The 18,600-nt window shown below is 73.8% G+C and carries 17 protein-coding genes and 1 tRNA gene; 4 read left to right on the forward strand and 14 right to left on the reverse strand.

Going from position 1 to position 18,600, the window contains the following annotated elements; all coding sequences use genetic code 11:
* Positions 1-130: 130 nt before the first annotated feature.
* The 5 genes from ACIOJE_RS26495 to ACIOJE_RS26515 all read right to left on the reverse strand — a co-directional run bounded on the left by ACIOJE_RS26495 (position 131) and on the right by ACIOJE_RS26515 (position 5,336).
* Complete coding sequence (locus tag ACIOJE_RS26495; protein WP_280678455.1) at positions 131-1,651, reverse strand: penicillin-binding transpeptidase domain-containing protein; 1,521 nt, start codon at positions 1,649-1,651, stop codon at positions 131-133.
* Entirely contained in the window at positions 1,651-3,009 is a 1,359-nt protein-coding gene (locus ACIOJE_RS26500) for an FtsW/RodA/SpoVE family cell cycle protein (RefSeq protein ID WP_400779313.1), read from the reverse strand. The genes ACIOJE_RS26495 and ACIOJE_RS26500 overlap by 1 nt, the downstream gene beginning before the upstream one ends.
* 130 nt (positions 3,010-3,139) lie before the next feature.
* A complete protein-coding gene (locus ACIOJE_RS26505; RefSeq protein ID WP_280678459.1) occupies positions 3,140-3,652 on the reverse strand; it encodes a DUF1269 domain-containing protein in 513 nt (170 codons plus the stop codon).
* Between the two features lie 155 nt (positions 3,653-3,807).
* On the reverse strand, positions 3,808-4,491 hold the full coding sequence (locus tag ACIOJE_RS26510; RefSeq protein WP_400779315.1) for an ABC transporter: 684 nt from the start codon (positions 4,489-4,491) through the stop codon (positions 3,808-3,810).
* Positions 4,488-5,336 carry an ATP-binding cassette domain-containing protein gene (locus ACIOJE_RS26515; protein WP_400779444.1) on the reverse strand — a complete coding sequence of 283 codons (849 nt, stop codon included), beginning with the start codon at positions 5,334-5,336 and terminating at the stop codon, positions 4,488-4,490. The genes ACIOJE_RS26510 and ACIOJE_RS26515 overlap by 4 nt, the downstream gene beginning before the upstream one ends.
* A gap of 224 nt (positions 5,337-5,560) precedes the next feature.
* Here ACIOJE_RS26515 and ACIOJE_RS26520 point away from each other — a divergent pair, with 224 nt between their 5' ends.
* From ACIOJE_RS26520 to ACIOJE_RS26530, 3 genes are all read left to right on the forward strand, one after another.
* Positions 5,561-6,883 carry a VWA domain-containing protein gene (locus tag ACIOJE_RS26520; RefSeq protein ID WP_280678463.1) on the forward strand — a complete coding sequence of 441 codons (1,323 nt, stop codon included), beginning with the start codon at positions 5,561-5,563 and terminating at the stop codon, positions 6,881-6,883.
* 2 nt (positions 6,884-6,885) lie between these two features.
* The gene (locus ACIOJE_RS26525) at positions 6,886-7,761 is read left to right on the forward strand and encodes a peptidase (RefSeq protein ID WP_280678465.1); all 876 of its coding nucleotides are present in this window, start codon (positions 6,886-6,888) and stop codon (positions 7,759-7,761) included.
* Between the two features lie 91 nt (positions 7,762-7,852).
* The gene (locus ACIOJE_RS26530) at positions 7,853-8,311 is read left to right on the forward strand and encodes a universal stress protein (RefSeq protein WP_280678467.1); all 459 of its coding nucleotides are present in this window, start codon (positions 7,853-7,855) and stop codon (positions 8,309-8,311) included.
* A 130-nt stretch (positions 8,312-8,441) separates the two neighbouring features.
* Here ACIOJE_RS26530 and ACIOJE_RS26535 read toward each other — a convergent pair.
* From ACIOJE_RS26535 to ACIOJE_RS26570, 8 genes are all read right to left on the reverse strand, one after another.
* Positions 8,442-8,515, reverse strand: a tRNA-Ala gene (locus tag ACIOJE_RS26535).
* 81 nt (positions 8,516-8,596) lie between these two features.
* Positions 8,597-9,748, reverse strand: coding sequence for a gephyrin-like molybdotransferase receptor GlpR (glpR, locus tag ACIOJE_RS26540; protein ID WP_400779318.1), 1,152 nt, complete (start codon positions 9,746-9,748; stop codon positions 8,597-8,599).
* Between the two features lie 149 nt (positions 9,749-9,897).
* On the reverse strand, positions 9,898-10,482 hold the full coding sequence (locus ACIOJE_RS26545; protein ID WP_400673665.1) for a GNAT family N-acetyltransferase: 585 nt from the start codon (positions 10,480-10,482) through the stop codon (positions 9,898-9,900).
* A 38-nt stretch (positions 10,483-10,520) separates the two neighbouring features.
* A complete protein-coding gene (locus tag ACIOJE_RS26550; RefSeq protein WP_280678471.1) occupies positions 10,521-11,024 on the reverse strand; it encodes a MogA/MoaB family molybdenum cofactor biosynthesis protein in 504 nt (167 codons plus the stop codon).
* Complete coding sequence (gene moaC, locus ACIOJE_RS26555) at positions 11,021-11,521, reverse strand: cyclic pyranopterin monophosphate synthase MoaC (RefSeq protein ID WP_280678473.1); 501 nt, start codon at positions 11,519-11,521, stop codon at positions 11,021-11,023. Before moaC ends, ACIOJE_RS26550 begins: the two co-directional genes overlap by 4 nt.
* Before the next feature lie 114 nt (positions 11,522-11,635).
* Entirely contained in the window at positions 11,636-12,976 is a 1,341-nt protein-coding gene (gene glp, locus ACIOJE_RS26560; RefSeq protein ID WP_400779321.1) for a gephyrin-like molybdotransferase Glp, read from the reverse strand.
* A 25-nt stretch (positions 12,977-13,001) separates the two neighbouring features.
* Positions 13,002-13,922: a UTP--glucose-1-phosphate uridylyltransferase GalU gene (gene galU / locus ACIOJE_RS26565; RefSeq protein WP_280678477.1), complete on the reverse strand. Its 921-nt coding sequence runs from the start codon at positions 13,920-13,922 to the stop codon at positions 13,002-13,004.
* Positions 13,923-13,972: 50 nt separating this feature from the next.
* Entirely contained in the window at positions 13,973-14,884 is a 912-nt protein-coding gene (locus ACIOJE_RS26570; RefSeq protein WP_400779323.1) for a GGDEF domain-containing protein, read from the reverse strand.
* A gap of 75 nt (positions 14,885-14,959) precedes the next feature.
* Here ACIOJE_RS26570 and ACIOJE_RS26575 point away from each other — a divergent pair, with 75 nt between their 5' ends.
* Positions 14,960-15,535: a 5-formyltetrahydrofolate cyclo-ligase gene (locus ACIOJE_RS26575; RefSeq protein ID WP_280678481.1), complete on the forward strand. Its 576-nt coding sequence runs from the start codon at positions 14,960-14,962 to the stop codon at positions 15,533-15,535.
* Between the two features lie 54 nt (positions 15,536-15,589).
* Here the strand turns inward: ACIOJE_RS26575 and ACIOJE_RS26580 are convergent, their stop codons facing one another.
* Positions 15,590-18,301 carry a penicillin acylase family protein gene (locus ACIOJE_RS26580; RefSeq protein ID WP_280678483.1) on the reverse strand — a complete coding sequence of 904 codons (2,712 nt, stop codon included), beginning with the start codon at positions 18,299-18,301 and terminating at the stop codon, positions 15,590-15,592.
* Between the last annotated feature and the right edge of the window lie 299 nt (positions 18,302-18,600).

Genomic DNA, 18,600 nt, shown 5'->3' on the forward strand with positions numbered 1-18,600 from the left:
GTGTCGCAAACGAACAGTCCTGATCGGCGCATTGGACGAATTGGCGCATAAGGCTATACAAACCGGACACTTCGTAAACGGCGCATCTGCCATTCGGCGACTAAACGGCAGCTCAGCGGCGGTCGGCCGGTCAGCGGCCGAGCACCGCCCGCATCACCGAGCGGGCGATCGGCGCCGCCAGCCCGCCACCGGTGACGTCCGTGGCGTCACTGTCCGCGATCACCACGGCCACCGCCACCGGCGGCACCGCGTCGGAGCCGGCGGGCCCGGCCCAGGAGATGAACCAGGCGTACGGCGTCCCGCTGTTGCCCACCCCGTGCTGCGCGGTGCCGGTCTTCCCGCCGACCACCGCACCGCCGATCCGGGCGTTGCCGCCGGTGCCGTTCTCCACCACGTCGGTCATCAGCTGCTGGATCTGCCCGGCCACCGCCGGGGTCATCGCCTGCCGGTACACGGCGGGCTTGGTCAGCTGCACCGTGGTGCCGTCGCTCCTCGTCAGCTTGTCCACAAGCTGTGGACGCATCACCGTCCCGTTGTTCGCGACCCCGGCCGCGACCATCGCCATCACCAGCGGGGTGGCCGCGGTGTCGAACTGCCCGATCGAGGAGAGCGCGACCTGCGACTGGTTCATCTTCGTGTCGAAGTTGGACCGGGCCGGGCGCACCGGCATGTCCAGCCTGGCGTCGTTGAAGCCGAAGTTCTCGGCCATCGCCACCATCCGGTCCAGCCCGGTCTGCACCCCGAGGTAGCCCAGCACGCTGTTGCAGCTGTAGACCATCGCGGTGTCCAGCGACAGTTCGGGCTCGTCGCACGCCGAGCTGTCGTTGACCAGCGGCGTGGTCGTCCCGGGCAGCACGTACGGGTACGGCGCGGAGGTCGGCGCGTCGATGTCGGTCACCACCCCGTCCGCGAGCGCGGCCGCCGCCGTGACCACCTTGAAGGTCGAGCCCGGCGGGTAGGTCTGGCGCAGCGCCCGGTTGAGCATCGGCTGGTCGGTGTCGGCCTGCAGCCGGTTCCAGGCGGCCTGGTCGGCCGAGGAGGAGCCGGCGAAGCTGCCCGGGTCGTAGGACGGCGTGCTGGCCAGGGCCAGGATCCGGCCGGTGGCCGGTTCGATCGCGGCCACCGCGCCCTTCTGGCTGCCGAGCCCGCGCACCGCGGCCTCCTGGGCCGCCCGGTTCAGCGTGGTGTAGACGTCCCCGCCGGGGTTCTGCCTGCGGGCGACGGCGTCCCAGACCGCCCAGCCGGACAGCCGGCTGTCGGTGCCGGACAGCAGGTCGTCCTCGACCCCCTCCAGCTGGGTGTTGCCGTACGCCTGCGAGGCGAAGCCGGTGGCGGCCGCGTACATCGGGCCGTCGGTGTAGGTGCGCTTGTAGTCGTACCGGCCGCCGGTGGGCTCGGAGCCGGTCACGGTGTCCGCGCCGACCAGGATGTTGCCCCGCGGCTGCGAGTACCGCTCGATGGTGAGCCGCTGGTTGGCGGCGTTGTGGTCGAGGTCGTCGGACTGGAACACCTGCACCCGGGTGGCCTGGACGCACAGCGCCGCGATCAGCAGCAGGCAGAAGGTGCCCGCGCGGCGCCCGGTGACGGAGATGCCGGGCAGGCCCTGCGGCCCGTTGCCCCGGGGACGCGGACGGGGACGGTTGCGCGCCATCAGGACTCCTCCGACGCCAAGGGCGCCGGCCGGCGGGCGATGTCGCTCATCCGCACCAGCAGCGCCACGATGATCCAGTTGGTGACCACCGAGGAGCCGCCCTGGGCGACGAACGGCAGGGTCATCCCGGTCAGCGGGATGAGGCCGAGCACCCCGCCGGCCACCACGAACACCTGCAGGCCGACGATCGCGGCCAGCCCGATCGCCAGCAGCCGCCCGAACGGGTCGCGCAGCGCGATGCCCGTCCGGAACCCCCGGGAGACCAGCAGCGCGTACAGCAGGAACACCGCGATCAGCCCGGTCAGGCCGAGCTCCTCGCCGATGGTGGCGAGGATGAAGTCCGACTTGGCGGCGAAGCCGATCAGCACCGAGTGCCCGTTGCCGAGCCCGGTGCCCAGTTCCCCGCCCCAGGCGAAGGCGAACAGCGACTGGGCGATCTGGTTGGCGCCCTTGCCGGCCGCGATCGAGCCCAGCGGGTCCAGCCAGTCCGTCACCCGGCTGTGCACGTGCGGCGAGAGCCAGCCCACCGTGACCGCCCCGACCGCCGCCAGCACCAGCCCGATCGCGATCCAGCCGGTGCGCGCGGTGGCCACGTACAGCATCACCACGAACAGGCCGAAGAACAGCAGCGAGGTGCCGAGGTCCGTCTCCAGCACCAGGACGCCGACGAACGCGGCCCAGATCAGCAGCACCGGCCCGAGCACCCGGCCGCGCGGCAGCTGCCAGCGCCAGACCCGGCGGCCGGTGAGCGCCAGCGCGTCCCGGTGCACCGCCAGGTAGGCGGCGAAGAAGACGGCCAGCAGGACCTTGGCGAACTCCCCCGGCTGGAAGGACAGCGGCCCGATCACGATCCAGATCCGCGAGCCGTACACCGGTGGGAAGAAGATCGGCAGCACCAGCAGGACCAGCGCCACCAGAGCCCCGAGGTAGGCGTACCGCTGCAGCCGCCGGTGGTCGCGCACCAGCAGCACGACCAGGATGAACAGTGCCACCCCCAGGCTCGACCAGAGCAGCTGGGTGGAGGCCGCGCCGGCGCCCGAGGAGGCCCGGTCGAGCCGGTAGATCACCACCAGGCCGATCCCGTTGAGCAGCACCGCGATCGGCAGCAGCAGCGGGTCCGCGTACCGGGCCCGCCAGCGGACCACGGCGTGCGCCAGCAGGGCGAGCACGCCGAGCGCGGCACCGTACTGGGCCGCGTCGGCGGGCACCTTGCCGTCCAGGTTGACGCCGACCTCGACGTAGCCGAACACGGCGGTCAGCACGGCGGCCAGGACCAGCGCGAGCTCGGTGCCGCGCCTGGTCGGCACCGGCCGGCTCGGCCGGGCGGCGGCTCTCGTCACGGCGGGGGGTGTCGCCACGGACCGTCCTGGGGGTCGCGGGGTACCGGGAACGCCTCTCCGGAACGCTCTCCGGGGGTGCCGATCGGGGCGGACCGGCGGTACGGGGCCGGTCCGCCCCGACGTGAGCGGCTGTCGGGTGGTGCGGGGGTCAGGCGGAGGGGGGAGAGGCCTGCGCCCGGGACGCCTCGACGGTCGCCTTCAGCTCGGCCTCGGCGGCGGCGGACAGCGAGGTCTGGATGATCTGGCCGCCGTGGCGGGCCAGCGCCGGGACGACCTTGTCGGCGGTGGCCTTGCGGACCAGCAGGAAGACCGCCGCGGTGCCCGGCCGGAGGTGCTGCCCGACCTCGCGCATGAAGTCGTCGTCCACCCCGATGTCCGTGGAGGCGCCGACGGCGGCTCCGGTCGCGCCGCCGAGCGCCGCGCCGAGGAAGGGCATGAAGAACAGCAACCCGATGACGCCGCCCCACAGCGCGCCCGTCGCGGCGCCCGCGCCGGTGGTGCTGACCTGCTGGTGCAGCTTGATCCTGCCGTCGTCGCGGCGCTCCACGACGACCACGTCCTCCAGGTCGATCAGCTGCTGCTTCTGCAGGCCGATCGCTTCGTTGCGTACCGCCTGGGCGGTGGCGAGGTCCGGGTAGGCGATCGCGAAGAGGTTGCTCACTGCGGGTCCTTCCAACGAATCGGACGTGCCGGCCGGGTCCGGGCGCCGGTACGGCGGGCCCCCGCGCCCCGGTTCGTCACCCTAACGAGCTTTATCCATATTTATTCGCTCTTCGCTACGGTGTGTCCGCTATTGCCGGGAATCCTCCAGGCCTCCTACTCGGGCCGCCGACCGGCCAGCGCCGCCGTCCCGGCCACCGCCGCGGCCAGCAGGGCGGCGGCGAGCGGCAGTTCGCCCCACGGCACGGCCACCCGGCCGGTCCGGGCGGCGGAGACCAGGACGCGGACCGCCGCGTTTGCCGGGGAGGCGGGCGCCACCAGCGCCACCGTGGCGAGCGCCAGCGCCAGCGCGATGCCGTACTGCGGCCGCATCAGCACCGGCCGGTTGGCCGGCACCCCGGCCAGCACCCCCAGCAGCACGCACACCACCGCCGTCAGCAGCCCGGCCGCCAGCGCCGATCCGGCCGACGGCTGCCGCTCCACCCCCGGGTTGGCCACCGTCCCGCTCAGCCACCACAGCACCGCCACCTCGGCCACCGCCAGCACCAGCCCGGCCGTCAGCGCCGCCAGCAGCGCGCCCAGGTGCACCCGCAGCGGCCCCGCCGCCGCCACCAGGCAGGCCCGCGCGGCCGGCGGCTCCGCGCCGAGCACGCTGCGCACGTACCAGGCGCTCACCGGCAGCAGCACCGCCGCGCCGTAGCCGAGGTCGCCCAGCAGCGGGTTGCCCGCCGTCACACCCACCACCAGCAGCAACGCGTACGTCAGGAACGGCGGCAGCCAGGCGTGCGAGCGCACCAGCAGCTCCAGGTGGTACCGGGTCAGCGCCCCGACCTGCCTCATCGCTCCTCCTCCCGGCGCCGCACCGCCAGCACCCGGACGGCCGGGCAGCCGAGCAGCAACCGGCGCAGCAGCGCGTCCGAGTGCGCGGCCGGCACGGTCAGCCGCACGGCCGTGCCGGCCAGCGGGGTCGGCCGCGGCGCCCCGGGCAGCCGGGGCGGCAGCGGCGAGCCGCCCGGGACGTCCACCTCGATCTCCGTCACCGGGCCGCCGCCGTCCGGCACGGGCTCCACCTGCTCGGCGGGCCGCAGCGCGCCGTCCGCGCCGACCCGGTAGGCCGCGCTGGTCAGACCGGCCAGCCGGGCCGGGTCGTGGTCGACGAACAGCACCGTGCCGCCGTCCGCCGCCCGCTCGGCGGCCGCCTCGTCCAGCACCGCCCTGGCCTCGGGGTCGAGCCCGGTCCAGGCCTCGTCCAGCAGCAGCACCCGGGCCTCGGCGAGCAGCGCCTGCGCGACCGCGACCTTCTGGCAGGTGCCCTTCGACAGCCGGCTCAGCGGTGTGCCCGCCCGGTCCGCGATGCCGAAGCGGTCCAGCCACTCCCCGGCCCGCCGCCGCGCCGACTCCGCCGACAGCCCGTGCACCCGGCCCACCCGCTGCAGGTACGAGGCGGCGTCGAACGGCAGCGCGGGCGGGAAGCGTTCGGGTACGTACGCGGCGGCGCCCGGGCGGACCACCCGCCCGGCGGTCGGCCGCTCGATCCCGGCCACCAGTCGCAGCAGCGTCGACTTGCCACTCCCGTTCGCCCCGGCGATCCGCACCAACTCCCCCGGCCCGACGGCGAGATCGACCCCGCGCAGGATCCACCGCCCGCGCCGCCCGTACCGCTTGCCGACCGCCGCCAGCTCCATCCCGACCCCGCCCCCGTCCACTCCCACCCGGCTCGGCGAACCCGCACGGGTTCAGGCGAGTTCGCACGGAAGGCTATCCAGCACGGGTAGGGCCCGCGTAAATCCCGGCCGTCCCGCCCGGCTCCGACCGCCCGTCCAAGCGCCGGAGTTCACGCCGGGGCGGGGTGGGGCACGATCCGGACTCGTTTGGCCATGGCGAACTGATGATCCCTAGGATCTCCCGGGTGACTACCGGACGACGACCAAAGACCAGGCTCGGCGGCCTGCTGGCCGCCCTGGCGATAACGGGCGCCTCGCTGCTCCTCGGCCTGCCCGCCCACGCCGACGAACCATCAGCCGGCGCCGCCGCCGCGCCCCAGGAGGCCCCCCGGGTCGACCTTGTCCTGGACGTCAGCGGCTCCATGAACGAGCGGGACATCCAGGGCAAGAGCCGCATCTCGGTGGCCCAGCAGTCGCTGAACGACGTGATCGACGCGCTGCCCGCGGAAACCGAGTTCGGCATCCGCACCCTGGGCGCGACCTACCCCGGCAACGACAAGAACCAGGGCTGCCAGGACACCAAGCAGCTGTTCCCGGTCGGCAAGACCAACAAGGTCGAGGCCAAGACGGCGGTCGCCACCCTGCGCCCCACCGGCTGGACCCCGATCGGCCTGGCCCTGCGCGGCGCGGCCCAGGACCTCGGCAAGGGCGAGACCACCCGCCGGGTGGTGCTGATCACCGACGGCGAGGACACCTGCACCCCGCCCGACCCCTGCGACGTGGCCCGCGAACTCGCCTCCCAGGGCATCCACCTGGTCGTCGACACCCTCGGCCTGGCCCACGACGACAAGACCCGTCAGCAGCTGCTCTGCATCGCCAACGCGACCGGCGGCACCTACACCGACGTCCGCACCCAGGAGCAGCTCACCGACAAGGTGAAGCAGCTGGTCGACCGCTCCAACGACACCTACGCGGTGACCCCGGTGAAGACCGTCGGCACCGACAAGTGCGAGAACGCCCCCGTCCTCGCCCCGGGCGTGTACAGCGACCGCGAGAAGTTCTCCGAGCACCGCGTCTACAAGGTCCCGGTCAAGTCCGGCCAGGAGCTGCGTGCCTCGGTCAGCGTGGGCCTGGACCGCGCGGTGGCCCGGGACTACGGCGTCCTGCTGCAGGCCACCAGCGCGACCGGCCAGGAGCTGGTCCGCGGTACCGACGCCGGCAGCAGCCGCACCGACGTGATCTCCACCGGCCTGCGCTGGTCCACCGGCGACTCCAAGGGCTACGTCACGGCCAGTCCGACCTCCTCGCCGAGCGCCAAGCCGGAGACGGCCGTCTGCCTGGTCGTCAGCAACTCGCTGGCCCCGCAGGCCGGCGTCCAGGCCGACCCGGGCCTGCCGCTGGAACTGACCGTCGACCTGGCCACCGCCTCGTCCGCCCCCGAGGGCGCGGCGATGGGGCTGGGCCGCGGCTGGATCCTGCTGCTCACCCTCACCCTCGCCGGCCTGGTGTTCGGCCTGGTGTTCGGCTGGATCGCGCGCTGGCGGATCTCTGTCTGGCGGGAGAACTGACCATGCGTACGACCCTTCGCGGCGCCCTCGCCGCCCTCACCCTGCTGCCCGCCCTCGCGCTGGCCGCGCCGGCCGCCTCGGCCGCCTCGCCGTCCCCCTCGGCGAGCGCGAGCGGCACCCCGGCCCCGGCCACCAAGGCCGGCACGTCCTTCCTGACCGCGACCAACCTCTCCCCCGGCCAGGACGCCAACGTCGCCGCCTCCACCGGCGACTACCTGTACTGGGCGTTCGGCGCCTCGGAGGGCCAGACCCCGACGATCGGCCTGACCGTCAACCTGGCCCCCGCGACCGACCGGCACGGCCCGCAGACCTGGTCCGTCGAGGTCTTCGACGGGCTGCGCCGGCGCCAGTCCTGCACGGCCGGCACCCAGAACGCCACCGGCGACCAGAACACCGCCACGCTCGCGCTCAGCTGCACCCTGCGCGAGATCCGCTCCTGGGCCGAGCCGTGGTCCGGCGACCCGCTGCCCGGCACCTACTACGTGCGGCTCTCGGTCAGCGACGTCCCGCAGCCGGACCTCGGCCTCGCCACCTCCGTCCAGTTGCACGTCAGCGCCAAGGGCAACGCCGACAACGCGCAGCCGGAGGGCGGCGAGCTCAAGGCCCCGCTGGTCCCGCCGGCCGGCGGCGGCGCCAGCACCGCCAAGGCGGCCGCCCCGGTGGAGCCCGAGGAACACTGGTACACCGGCTGGTTCTCCGGCTGGAACAGCCGCTGGTACTGGAGCATCGGCGGCGGCGCCCTGGCCGCCCTGGCGGGCGTCCTGGGCTACAACCTGACCCGGCACCCGCGCGGCCACCGCCCGGGCCGCTACGGCGCCGTCCCGCCGCAGTCCGGCGCCCCCCAGCCCGGCCCCTACGCCGGCTCCCAGCGCCCCTGACCCACCCCGCCCCACCCCGAGGGCCGGCCGGACTCGCTCCGGCCGGCCCTCGGCCGTTCCCGCCCCGGCCCCGCGGGCCTACGCTCGAAGCATGGCCCCGCAGCCGGACGGCAGGATCGTGGTCGGCGTGGACGGCTCCCCGCCCTCCCGCGCCGCCGTCCGCTGGGCGGCCCGCCAGGCCGTCCTCACCGGCGGACCGCTGGAGGCGGTGGCCGTCTGGGACTTCCCCTGCCTCTACGGCGAGCACGGCCTCGTCCCGCCCGCCCTGGACGGCTTCGGGCGCGAGCACCGCGCGGCCGAGATCCTCGACGAGGCGCTGGCCTCCTGCGCCCCACCCGGCCCCCCGCCACCGCCCGGCCGCCCACCGTCCGTGCACCGCCGCCTCACGGCCGGCCCGCCCGGCCCCGCCCTGGTCGCCGCCGCGGCCGGCGCCGCCCTGCTCGTCCTCGGCAACCGCGGCCGCTCCACCCCGCCCGACGCCCCGCTCGGCACCGTCGCCCAGTACTGCCTCGACCACGCCCCCTGTCCGGTGGTGATCGTCCGCGACTGACCGTCAGTTCACCGCCCCACCCCGACCATGACGGCCATCACACGGCCAACTCCCGCGCCCCCGCACCGGATTGCCCCGGGCAACGCAGAAGCCCCGCCCGGTCTCACGACCGGGCGGGGCTTCTGTTGGGTGGAGCTGAGGGGATTCGAACCCCTGACCCCCTCGATGCGAACGAGGTGCGCTACCGGACTGCGCCACAGCCCCAACGAGAAGAAACTCTAGCACCTTTCGGAGGGGGTCCGTGACCACCCCCGGGGACGCGGTGCTGGTCGGGGGCCGGAGCTGTCACTCGTTGGCCGCGCGGGGGCGGCTCTCCGGGGCCAGGGGTTCGGCGTACTGGTCGAAGAGCGGGGTCTTGCGGGGAGACTCGGCGGGACGCCCTGCGGTCCAGGTGCCGGGGGCCGACAGGTCGAGGCCGCGCGAGACCCGGGGGGCGACCGGCGCGGTGACGTACGTCGGCAGCGGGACGGGCACCGGCTCCCAGGAGTCCGGGCCGGCCGCGCCGCGCTCGCGCATGCCGTCGACCCACTCCTCGTGCTCGGTCGCCTCGGCCACCGCGGAGGCGGACGGCGCGGAGACGGACGGGGCGGAGACGGACGGCGCGAAGACGGTGGCCTCGCCGGCGTCGGTGGCCAGCCGCAGGTGCGGACGGCGCCAGGCCCGCTCCCCGGCGCCCGGGGCCTGGGCCCGGACCTGAGCCTGGGCCTGCGCTTGGCCTTGGGCCTGGGTCTGGGTCTGGGTGGCGGGGGCCGCGACGGGGGCGCTCCGGGCCGCGGCACGCTGCTGCTCGCGCTTGCGCAGCCGCTCGGCCGCCTGGGCGGCCCGCGCGCGGTCGAGCTTCACCTCGTAGCGCTCGCGCTCCAGCTTGCGCAGGTGGCCGATGTAGAGCGTGAGGAGGATCGCCGGGACGGCCGGGACCCAGAGGAAGGCCAGTCCGGCCACCGCCGCGACCACGGCGCCGAGCGCGAAGGCCAGGAAGAGCAGGGTGACCATCCGGCGCCGACGGGCCAGCAGCCGGGCCCGGCGCTGCGCACCGCCGTGCGGTTCGGCCGGCGGACGCTCCCCCCGAACGTCCCGCTCGGGCGAGGGCTCGGCGACGGACGCCGGCTCGACGGCGGGGGGCTCGACGGGACGCGAAGGCTCGGCGGCGGACGGCTCGGCGGAGGGCGCGGAGTCCGCCGCGGGGTCGCCGACGGCGGCCTCGTCCCGTCCGGGAGTGCCGTCGCTGCCGTGCTCGTCTTCACGCGGTTCGTCGCCCAGGGCCCGGGCTGCCCGCCGCTCCAGCCCCGAACGCCCGGCCAGCAGGCGAATGGCGGTGCTGAAGCGTTCCGTCGGGCGCGCCTCGTTGAGTTCGTCCTGCCTGCGGAGCCACATCGGCACCAGATAGGCGGCCCAGGCCCCTACGATGACGGCGTAGATAAGGCCACTACTGCTCACGATTCACACCGTACGGGCGCCGGGAAGGCCTGGCAGCAATTTGGCTCGGCGTGTCGTGTGATCAAGCTGATTCTCCGACTATTTTGCCGGTATTTGTGCCAGTCCACCGCCACGCCGATGCCATATCGATATTTGTTTCGAACATATATTCAATTAGTTGACTCGCGGCCGGAACTGATCGCCCGCCAGCGTTCCAGCATCCCCTCCGGGACCTCCTCGGCGGTCAGCGCGTACACCAGGTGGTCCCGCCAGTCGCCGTCGATGTGGAGATAGCGTGGGCGGATTCCCTCCGAGCGGAAGCCGAGCTTTTCCACCACCCGGCGGCTCGGGGCGTTCTCCGGGCGGATGCAGACCTCGATCCGGTGCAGTCCGAGGGTGCGGAAACAGTGGTTGACCGAAAGCGCCACGGCGGTCGGCATGATGCCCCGGCCGGCCACCGCCTCGTCGATCCAGTACCCGACGTTCGCCGAGCACATCGAGCCCCAGGTGATGCCGCCGACGGTCAGCTGGCCGACCAGCTGCCCCTTGTGGAGCACGACGAAGGGCAGCATCCGCCCGGCCGAGGCCTCGCCGCGCAGGAAGCGGACCATCTGCCGGTACGTCGGGCGCGGCCCGGCGGCCTGCCCGGCCGGACCGGGCGGGACGGTCGCCTCCCAGCGGCGCAGCCAGTCCCGGTTGCGGCGGCTGACCTCCTGCCACTCACGCTGGTCGCGGGCCCGGATCGGGCGCAGCACGACCTCCCCCTCGTGGAGTTCGACCGGCCAGCCGGCGTTCAGTGCGCCCTCCCGGAAGCTGGGGCGTCCGGCCGGGGGTGGTCCCCGCCGCCGAGCTGGTCGACGGCGTGGGCGAGCAGCGGTTCGAGGACGGCCAGGCCGTCCCGGACGCCGCCGGTCGATCCCGGCAGGTTGACGATCAGGGTACGTCCGGCGAGGCCGGCCAGCCCCCGGGAGAGCGCCGAGGTCGGGACCTTCTCCCGGCCGTACGCGCGGATGGACTCGGCGATGCCGGGGACCTGCCGGTCGATCACCCGGGCGGTCATCTCGGGGGTGAGGTCCATCGGCGAGATGCCGGTGCCGCCGGTGGTGAGGACGACGTCGTAGCCGGCCGCGACGGCCTCGCGCAGGACGGCCTCCACCGGCTCGCCGTCCGGGACGACCCGGGGGCCGTCGGCGCTGAAGCCCATCGCGGTCAGGCCGGCCACCAGCAGCGGGCCGCCCTTGTCCTCGTAGACGCCGGCCGAGGCCCGGTTGGAGACCGTCACCGCGAGGGCCCTCATGCGCCGGCCTCCGGCGCGAACCAGTCACCGCTCTTGCCGCCGGTCTTGCTGAGCACCCGGACGGACTCGATGGTGGCGCCCTTGTCGACGGCCTTGACCATGTCGATCACCGTGAGGCCGGCCACCGCGACGGCGGTCAGCGCCTCCATCTCGACGCCGGTGCGGTCGGCGGTCTTCACGGTGGCGGTGATCTCGACGGCGTCGTCCACCACCGTGAGGTCGACCTTGACGCCGGAGACGGCGATCGGGTGGCAGAGCGGGACCAGCTCGGGGGTCTTCTTGGCGCCCATGATCCCGGCGATCCGGGCCACCGCGAGGGCGTCACCCTTGGGCACCCCCTCGCCGCGCAACAGCTCGACCACCGTCGGGGAGACCCGGACCCGGCCGGTCGCGACGGCGGTGCGCGCGGTGGTGGCCTTCTCGGAGACGTCGACCATCCGGGCCGCGCCCTGGTCGTCGACATGGGTGAGGCGGTCGCCAGGGGCAGGTGTCGTCACGGGTGGCTCCAGGGGCGCGCAGATCGAATACCGCGCTACCGTACAGCTCCCCCGGCCCGCCCCGTGGGAGGGGCCGGGTGGCAGGACGCGCCCCGCGGCCTCGTGCGACCGGGGTCAGGAGCCGAGCAGCACCACGTCGACCTCGCTGCCGGCGGACAGCGCGGTGACGTCCTCGGGGACGGTGATCAGGCAGTTCGCCCGGGCCAGGGCGCCGACCAGGTGCGACTCGGCGCCGCCCACCGGCTCGACGGTGCCGTCCGCCGCCGAGTAGCGCCCGCGCAGGAACTGCCGGCGGCCGGCCGGCGAGCGCAGTGCCGCCGGGCAGAGCGCCCGGACCACCGGGCGGTGGACGTCAGCGGCGCCGAGCATGGTGCGGATCACCGGGCGGACGAACAGCTCGAAGGAGATGTAGGCGCTGACCGGGTTGCCGGGCAGGGCGAGCAGCGGGACGCCGGCCGCGCCGCCGATCCGGCCGAAGCCCTGCGGCTTGCCGGGCTGCATCCGCAGCCTGCGGAAGTCGACGCCGCCGTAGGACTCGAAGACCTCCTTGACCACGTCGTACGCGCCGACGCTGACCCCGCCGCTGGTGACGATCAGGTCGGCCCGGCCGAGCTGGTCCTCCAGGACGGCGCGCAGGCGCTCGGCCCGGTCCGGGACGGCGCCGACCCGGTAGGCGATGGCACCGGCTTCCTGGGCGGCCGCGGTGAGGGTGAAGCTGTTGGAGTCGGAGATCTGCCCGGGGCCGACCGGTTCGCCGGGCTGGACCAGCTCGCTGCCGGTGGAGAGCACCACGACCCGCGGGCGCGGGCGGACCTTCACGGTGCCGCGGCCGATCGCGGCGAGCAGGCCGAGCTGGGTCGGGCCGAGCCGGGTGCCGGCCTCCAGGACGGTGGCTCCGGCCGCGACGTCGCTGCCGCGGCGGCGGATGTGCGCGCCCTCGGCGACCGGGCGCAGGACGCGGACCTCCTCGTCCTCGACGGGCGCGGTCATCGCGTCGGCGGGCGCGCCGGTACCGGTGCCGCCGTCGGTCCATTCGACCGGGGCGACGGCCTGGGCGCCGGGTGGGACGGGGGCGCCGGTCATGATCCGGGCGGCCTGGCCGGGCCCGACCCGGGGCAGTTCGTCCGCGCCGGCGGCGATGTCGCCGACGACCGCGAGCACCGAGGGGTAGCGGTCGGTGGCGCCGGCCGTGTCGGCGGTGCGGACGGCGTAGCCGTCCATCGAGCTGTTGTCGAAGGGCGGCAGGTCGCCGTCGGCGCGGACGTCCTCGTCGAGCCGGCAGCCCTGGGCGTCGAGCAGTTGCAGCTCGATGGCGGGCAGCGGGCCGACCGCGGCCAGCACGTCGGCGAGGTGCTCGTCCACCGTCCAGAGGCGGGGGGCCGCCGGTGCCGGGTCCGCGGACCCGTCGCAGCAGGCTGCGGCGGACCCAGTGGTGTGTTCGGTGGACCCGGTCATCGGCGGCTCACTCTCTGTCGTCGTGTCAGTCCTGCAGCTCGGTGGCGACGAACTCCCGCAGCCAGGAGCGGAACTCCGGGCCCAGGTCCGCGCGCTCGGCGGCCAGCCGGACGATAGCGCGCAGGTAGTCCGCGCGGTCGCCGGTGTCGTAGCGGCGGCCCTTGAAGAGCACGCCGTGCACCTGGCCGCCGGCCTCCGGCTCGCGGGTGGTCAACTCACGCAGGGCGTCGGTGAGCTGGATCTCGCCGCCGCGGCCGGGCGGGGTCTCGCGCAGCACGTCGAAGACCAGCGGGTCGAGGACGTAGCGGCCGATGACGGCGTAGTTCGACGGGGCCTCGTGCGTCTCGGGCTTCTCGACCAGGTCGGTCACCTGGAAGACGTCCTCGCCGAAGCCGTTCGCCTTGACGGCGGCGCAGCCGTAGAGGTGGATCTGCGAGGGGTCGACCTCCATGAGGGCGACGACCGAGCCGCCGAGCTCCTGCTGCACCTCGATCATGCGGGAGAGCAGCGGGTCGCGCGGGTCGATCAGGTCGTCGCCGAGCAGGACGGCGAAGGGCTGGCCGGCCACGTGCTGCTCGGCGACCGAGACGGCGTGGCCGAGGCCCTTCGGGTCGCCCTGGCGGACGTAGTGCATGTTGGCCAGGTCGACGGACTCGCGGACCCGGCGCAGGCGATCCTCGTCCCCCTTGCGGGAGAGCAGCTCCTCCAGCTCGTAGGCGCGGTCGAAGTGGTCCTCCAGCGCGCGCTTGTTACGGCCGGTGACCATCAGTATGTCGGACAGCCCGGCGGAAGCGGCCTCCTCGACGACGTACTGGATGGCCGGCTTGTCGACGACGGGCAGCATCTCCTTCGGAGTGGCCTTGGTTGCCGGCAGGAAGCGGGTGCCCAGTCCGGCCGCGGGTACCACAGCCTTGGTTACCGGGATTCGGGAGTTGGTCGTCGTCATGCGTTTACCTTACTCAGGCACGTTTTCGCCCGGCCGAGCGCGGTCGACGGCTATGACAGCACGTCGCGGGGCCCGGCCACGGTGGCAGGCGTATGGGAATCGACCGGCTGAGCGAGGGGGGCCCCTCCGGCACAGGGCGACACACTACCCGGCTTTCCCAAACGGTCACGCTCGGCTGTCGTCCGGTGCTCCGGAGGGCAGGCGGGCGGGGCGTTCAGCTCCGCCGCGGGCCGGTCCCCGGGGCGCGGGCGGACCCGCCAGCAGTCGCCGCCGGCCGCCCTGGCCTCGGCGAGCGCGCGGTCGGCGGCGCGCAGCAGCACGGCGGCGTGGGTGCCGTCCTCGGGCAGCACGGCGATGCCGATCGCGGCGGTGAGTCCGTTGCCGTGGGCCGGGCGGGGCTCGCGCGGGCCGGAGGACCAGTCGAGCAGCAGGTGCCGGCGGACCGACCAGACCAGCCGTTCGGCGACCTGCGCGGCGCCCTCGGCGCCGGTGTCCGGCAGCACCACCAGGAACTCCTCCCCGCTGTACCGGCCGAGGGTGTCGGCACGGCGGATCTCCATCGCCAGCCGCTGGGCGAGGTCGCGCAGTATCGTGCCGGCGCGGCCGCGCCCGTGCTCGGCGACGACCGCGTCGAAGCCGGCGATCTCCAGCAGCAGCACGGCCAGCGGGCGCGGTCCTTCGGGCTGGTCGGTCCGCTCGGCCCGGCGGGCGCGCTCGATCTCGCGGTCCAGGGTGAGCTGCAGGTGGCGGTAGTTCCACACGCCGGTGAGCGGGTCGCAGGAGGCGGTGCGCTCCAGGTCGGCGCAGTGCGCCTCCAGCTCGGCGATCCGCTCGCGCAGCCGGTCCTGCCGGGCGGCGGCTGCGGCACCGCCCCGGCGCAGCCGCAGCCCGAGCACGGTGGCGCCGGCCAGCGCGGGGGCGCTCAGCACGGCCAGGGCCTGGACCAGCAGCGGGGTGGACAATCGCGACGCCCTTTCGCGTGTCAGGCTCTGCGCGTCGACGACACCGGCCGGCGGCACAGAGTTGCGGAGGATCCGATGCACAACGAGAAGAGCGATCTGAGGACACGGCTGTTGACGGAGCGCCGCGCACTCTCCCCCGAGGGACGCGCGGAGGCGGCACGCGCGCTGGCCGGGCACGCCGGGGAGCTGGCGGCGCCGGGCACCACCGTGGCCGCGTACGTCTCGGTGGGCGCCGAGCCCGGGACCAGGCCGCTGCTGGACGCGCTGCGGGCGCGCGGGGTGCGGGTGCTGCTGCCGGTGCTGCTGCCCGACAACGACCTGGACTGGGCCGCGTACGAGGGTCCGCAGGCGCTGGCCCCGGCGGGGCGCGGGCTGCTGGAGCCGGTCGGCCCGCGGCTGGGCCCGGAGGCCGTCACACAGGCCTCGGTGGTGCTGCTGCCGGGCCTGGCGGTGGACCGGCAGGGGCTGCGGCTGGGCCGCGGCGGCGGCAGTTACGACCGGGTGCTGGCCCGACTGGCGCGGGCGGGCGCACGGCCGGTGCTGGCGGTGCTGCTGTACGAGCACGAGCTGGTGGAGCAGGTGCCGGCCGAGCCGCACGACCGGCCGGTGGACCTGGCGGTCACGCCGTCCGGGCCGCAGCGGCTGGGGTGAGACGGCGGCGGCCCCGCTCCGGGCAGGGAGCGGGGCCGCCGGGGTCGCGCGGGGTCAGCCGTTGGTGAGCACCAGTTTGTGCTTGGTGGCCTTCTCGACCGCGTCCGGCGTGTAGGCCCAGGTCAGCAGCTTGCCCTTGAGCCAGAGGTCGGTCTGGTCGTTGTAGTTGTCGTGGAAGGCGTGGCCGGAGGCGCCGCCGACGTTGATCCAGCGCGAGGAGTCGAGGTCGCTCAGGTCGACCACCATCCGCATCGACGGGATCCAGTCCACCTGGTAGCCGGCCGCCGCGTTCCAGCCGGCCGCGTCGACGGCCGCCGAGCCGCCGGAGAGCCGGTACGGGCCGCGGTTGAGCAGCCGGTGGACCAGGCCGGAGGCGATCGAGGAGTCGTCCGTGCCGAGGGTCTGCTCGCGCAGGGTCAGCTTGTGCAGGCGGCCCCAGCTCCAGGTGGAGACGTCCTTGCTGAGCAGCGAGGTGAGGTCCTGCCGGGCGTTCTTCATCGCCTCCTTGAGCAGGTTGTTCAGGCCCTTCTGCTCCTTGTGGTCGGAGTCGATGTACGTCCACCAGGTGCTGTCGGGCTTGTCCAGCTGCTGGCGCACCACCTCGGTCCAGCGGTCGCCGCCGTCCGGCTGGGCCTTGCCCGGGTCGCGGGTGCCGCACTCGGTGACGATCCGGCTGGAGCTGTCCGGCTTGGTCGGGTCGTCCTGCTGGCGGACCAGCAGGCAGCTGTTCTTGGCCCGCAGGTCGGCCGGGAACTTCTGGCCGAAGGCGAGGTTGAGCAGCTGGCGCCAGACGCCGTTGTAGTAGGCGGCGGCGGCCGAATCGGCGTCCTGGTGGTAGTTCCAGTCCTTCAGCAGGTCCTGGGCCTCGCGCACGTACGGGTCGTCGATCTGCTGCTGGAGCAGCAGCGGGACGAGCGTCTTGGCCATGATGTTGGTGTTGTCCAGCTGCATGGTCTGCATGTCGTCCGGCGAGATCTTGCCGTTGTTCTTGAGCAGGCCCTCGATCTGGTCGGTGATCTCCTTGGCCCGGGTGCCGTACTCCCAGTCCTTGGTGAGCGGGTACTTGTAGCTCGGGTCCACCACGGCCTGGTTGGCGGTGACGATGTAGCCCGCGCTCGGGTCCAGGCTGTACGGCAGGGCGTTGAAGGGGATCGAGCCCTTCCACTGGTAGGAGGAGTCCCAGCCCGGAGCCGGGTAGGTGCCGTCGCCCTTGCTGCGGATCGGGATGTCGCCGGGGGCCTGGTAGCCGATGTGCTTGGCGTCGGCGTAGACCAGGTTCTGCGCGGGGACGGCGAAGTCCTTGGCGGCGTTGCGGAAGTCGTCCCAGTTGCGGGCCCGGTCCAGCTCGAACACCGCGTCCATGGTCTTGCCGGGGCTGAGCGCGGTCCACTGCAGGGCGACGCCGTAGCCGCCGGTGCCGCGGTCGGGGGCGGCAGTGCCGTTCGGGGCGTACTTGCCGACGTTCTGCTGTTCGGTGCTCTGGTCGGAGATGAGCGGGGCGCCGGTCTGGGTGGTGCGGACGGTGATGGTGCGGTCCTCGCCGCCGGCGACCTTGATGGTCTCCTTGCGGAGGTCGAACTTCACGTCCTTGCCGTCGACCTGGTAGGTGTCCGGACTGGTGACCTTCTCCAGGTAGAGGTCGGTGACGTCGGCGCCGAGGTTGGTGAAGCCCCAGGCGACGTCCTTGTTGTGGCCGATTATCACGCCGGGCATGCCCGCGAAGGTGAAGCCGGAGACGTCGTACTGGCAGGCCGGCGAGGTGGTGCGGCAGTGCAGGCCCATCTGGTACCAGACCGAGGGCAGGCCGGGGCCGAGGTGCGGGTCGTTGGCCAGCAGCGGCTTGCCGGTGGTGGTGTGGGTGCCGGCGACCACCCAGGAGTTGGAGCCGATGCCCTGGCCCGGGCGGCCGAGCATCTGCGGCAGGCCGTCGACCCGGTCGGTGAGGCCCTGCAGCAGCGCCTTGGTGGTGGCCGCGCCCTGGGTGGTGGCGGTGCCGGTGCCCGACTGGGGGGAGCCGTCGGCGGGGCGGTAGGTGTCGCCGGCCACCGTGCCGGTCTTCACGATCGTGCCGTTGCGGGCGTACGGGTACTCGGGGTATAGCTCGGCGATCTTGTCCGGGCCGAAGTCCTGGGCCAGCAGCGAGCGGTCGATCTCCTCCTGGAGGTTCCCGGAGAGGTTCCAGGCCATCGCCTTGAGCCAGGCCACCGAGTCGACCGGGCTCCACTGCTCGGGCTTGTAGTCGCCGTTGACGGTGCCGAGCAGGGCGTACTCCAGCGAGGCCTTCTCGCCGCCGGGGTGCTCGGCGAGCCAGGCGTTCACGCCGTCCGCGTAGGCCTGGAGGTTCTTCTTGGACTCGGGCGACAGCTTGGTGTCCCACTCCTTCTGCGCCACCTGGCGCCAGCCCATGGTGCGGATGAAGGCGTCGGTGTCGACCTGGCCGTCGCCGAACATCTCGGCCAGCCGGCCGGCGGTGATGTGCCGGCGGACATCCATCTCCCAGAAGCGATCCTGCGCCTGGACGTAGCCCTGGGCGCGGAAGAGGTCCTCGGAGGTGTCGGCGTAGAGCTGGGGGATGCCGTTGGCGTCCCGCTTGACGTCGACCGGCGCGCTCATGCCCGCCACCTTGACGCTGCCGTCGACCTCCGGGAAGGACGCGCGGACCGCGGTGACCCCGCGGTAGCCGCCGTAGCCGACGCCGGCCACCAGCAGCACGACCAGCATGATCACGATCAGACGGGCGCGCCGGAACTTCTTCGAGCGGGGCATCTGGGTCCTTGCGGTCCTGACTTCGGGGCGGGCGGGCGTGTCCAGGGCCGGGGGCCGTGGCAGGGCACCACATTAGGCCGAGTCGGCCGAGCGCCGTGCACGGGGGACGCTCACCGTGGGTTCGGGGGAGATCAACAAGGAGGCCCGGACGGGGCGGTGGGGGCCTGAGAGGACAAGGAAGCTAAAGATATGGCAAAATGTTAGACTGAGTAACGATCCGCAAGGGGAGCATTGACGCCTTCTTAACGGGTCACCCTCTTCAGCACCACCAGACACCCCGCCCGCCCCTGCCTGCCCGA

The sequence above is a fragment of the Kitasatospora sp. NPDC087861 genome (genome assembly GCF_044742585.1).
In the GTDB taxonomy this organism is placed as follows: Bacteria; Actinomycetota; Actinomycetes; order Streptomycetales; family Streptomycetaceae; genus Kitasatospora.

Coding starts and splice junctions, on each gene's coding strand:
- ACIOJE_RS26495 (WP_280678455.1), bottom strand. CDS start 1,651: ATGGCGCGCAACCGTCCCCGTCCGCGTCCCCGGGGCAACGGGCCGCAG.
- ACIOJE_RS26510 (WP_400779315.1), bottom strand. CDS start 4,491: ATGAGGCAGGTCGGGGCGCTGACCCGGTACCACCTGGAGCTGCTGGTG.
- ACIOJE_RS26515 (WP_400779444.1), bottom strand. CDS start 5,336: ATGGAGCTGGCGGCGGTCGGCAAGCGGTACGGGCGGCGCGGGCGGTGG.
- ACIOJE_RS26525 (WP_280678465.1), top strand. CDS start 6,886: ATGCGTACGACCCTTCGCGGCGCCCTCGCCGCCCTCACCCTGCTGCCC.
- ACIOJE_RS26530 (WP_280678467.1), top strand. CDS start 7,853: ATGGCCCCGCAGCCGGACGGCAGGATCGTGGTCGGCGTGGACGGCTCC.
- ACIOJE_RS26550 (WP_280678471.1), bottom strand. CDS start 11,024: ATGAGGGCCCTCGCGGTGACGGTCTCCAACCGGGCCTCGGCCGGCGTC.
- glp (WP_400779321.1), bottom strand. CDS start 12,976: ATGACCGGGTCCACCGAACACACCACTGGGTCCGCCGCAGCCTGCTGC.
- galU (WP_280678477.1), bottom strand. CDS start 13,922: ATGACGACGACCAACTCCCGAATCCCGGTAACCAAGGCTGTGGTACCC.
- ACIOJE_RS26575 (WP_280678481.1), top strand. CDS start 14,960: ATGCACAACGAGAAGAGCGATCTGAGGACACGGCTGTTGACGGAGCGC.
- ACIOJE_RS26580 (WP_280678483.1), bottom strand. CDS start 18,301: ATGCCCCGCTCGAAGAAGTTCCGGCGCGCCCGTCTGATCGTGATCATG.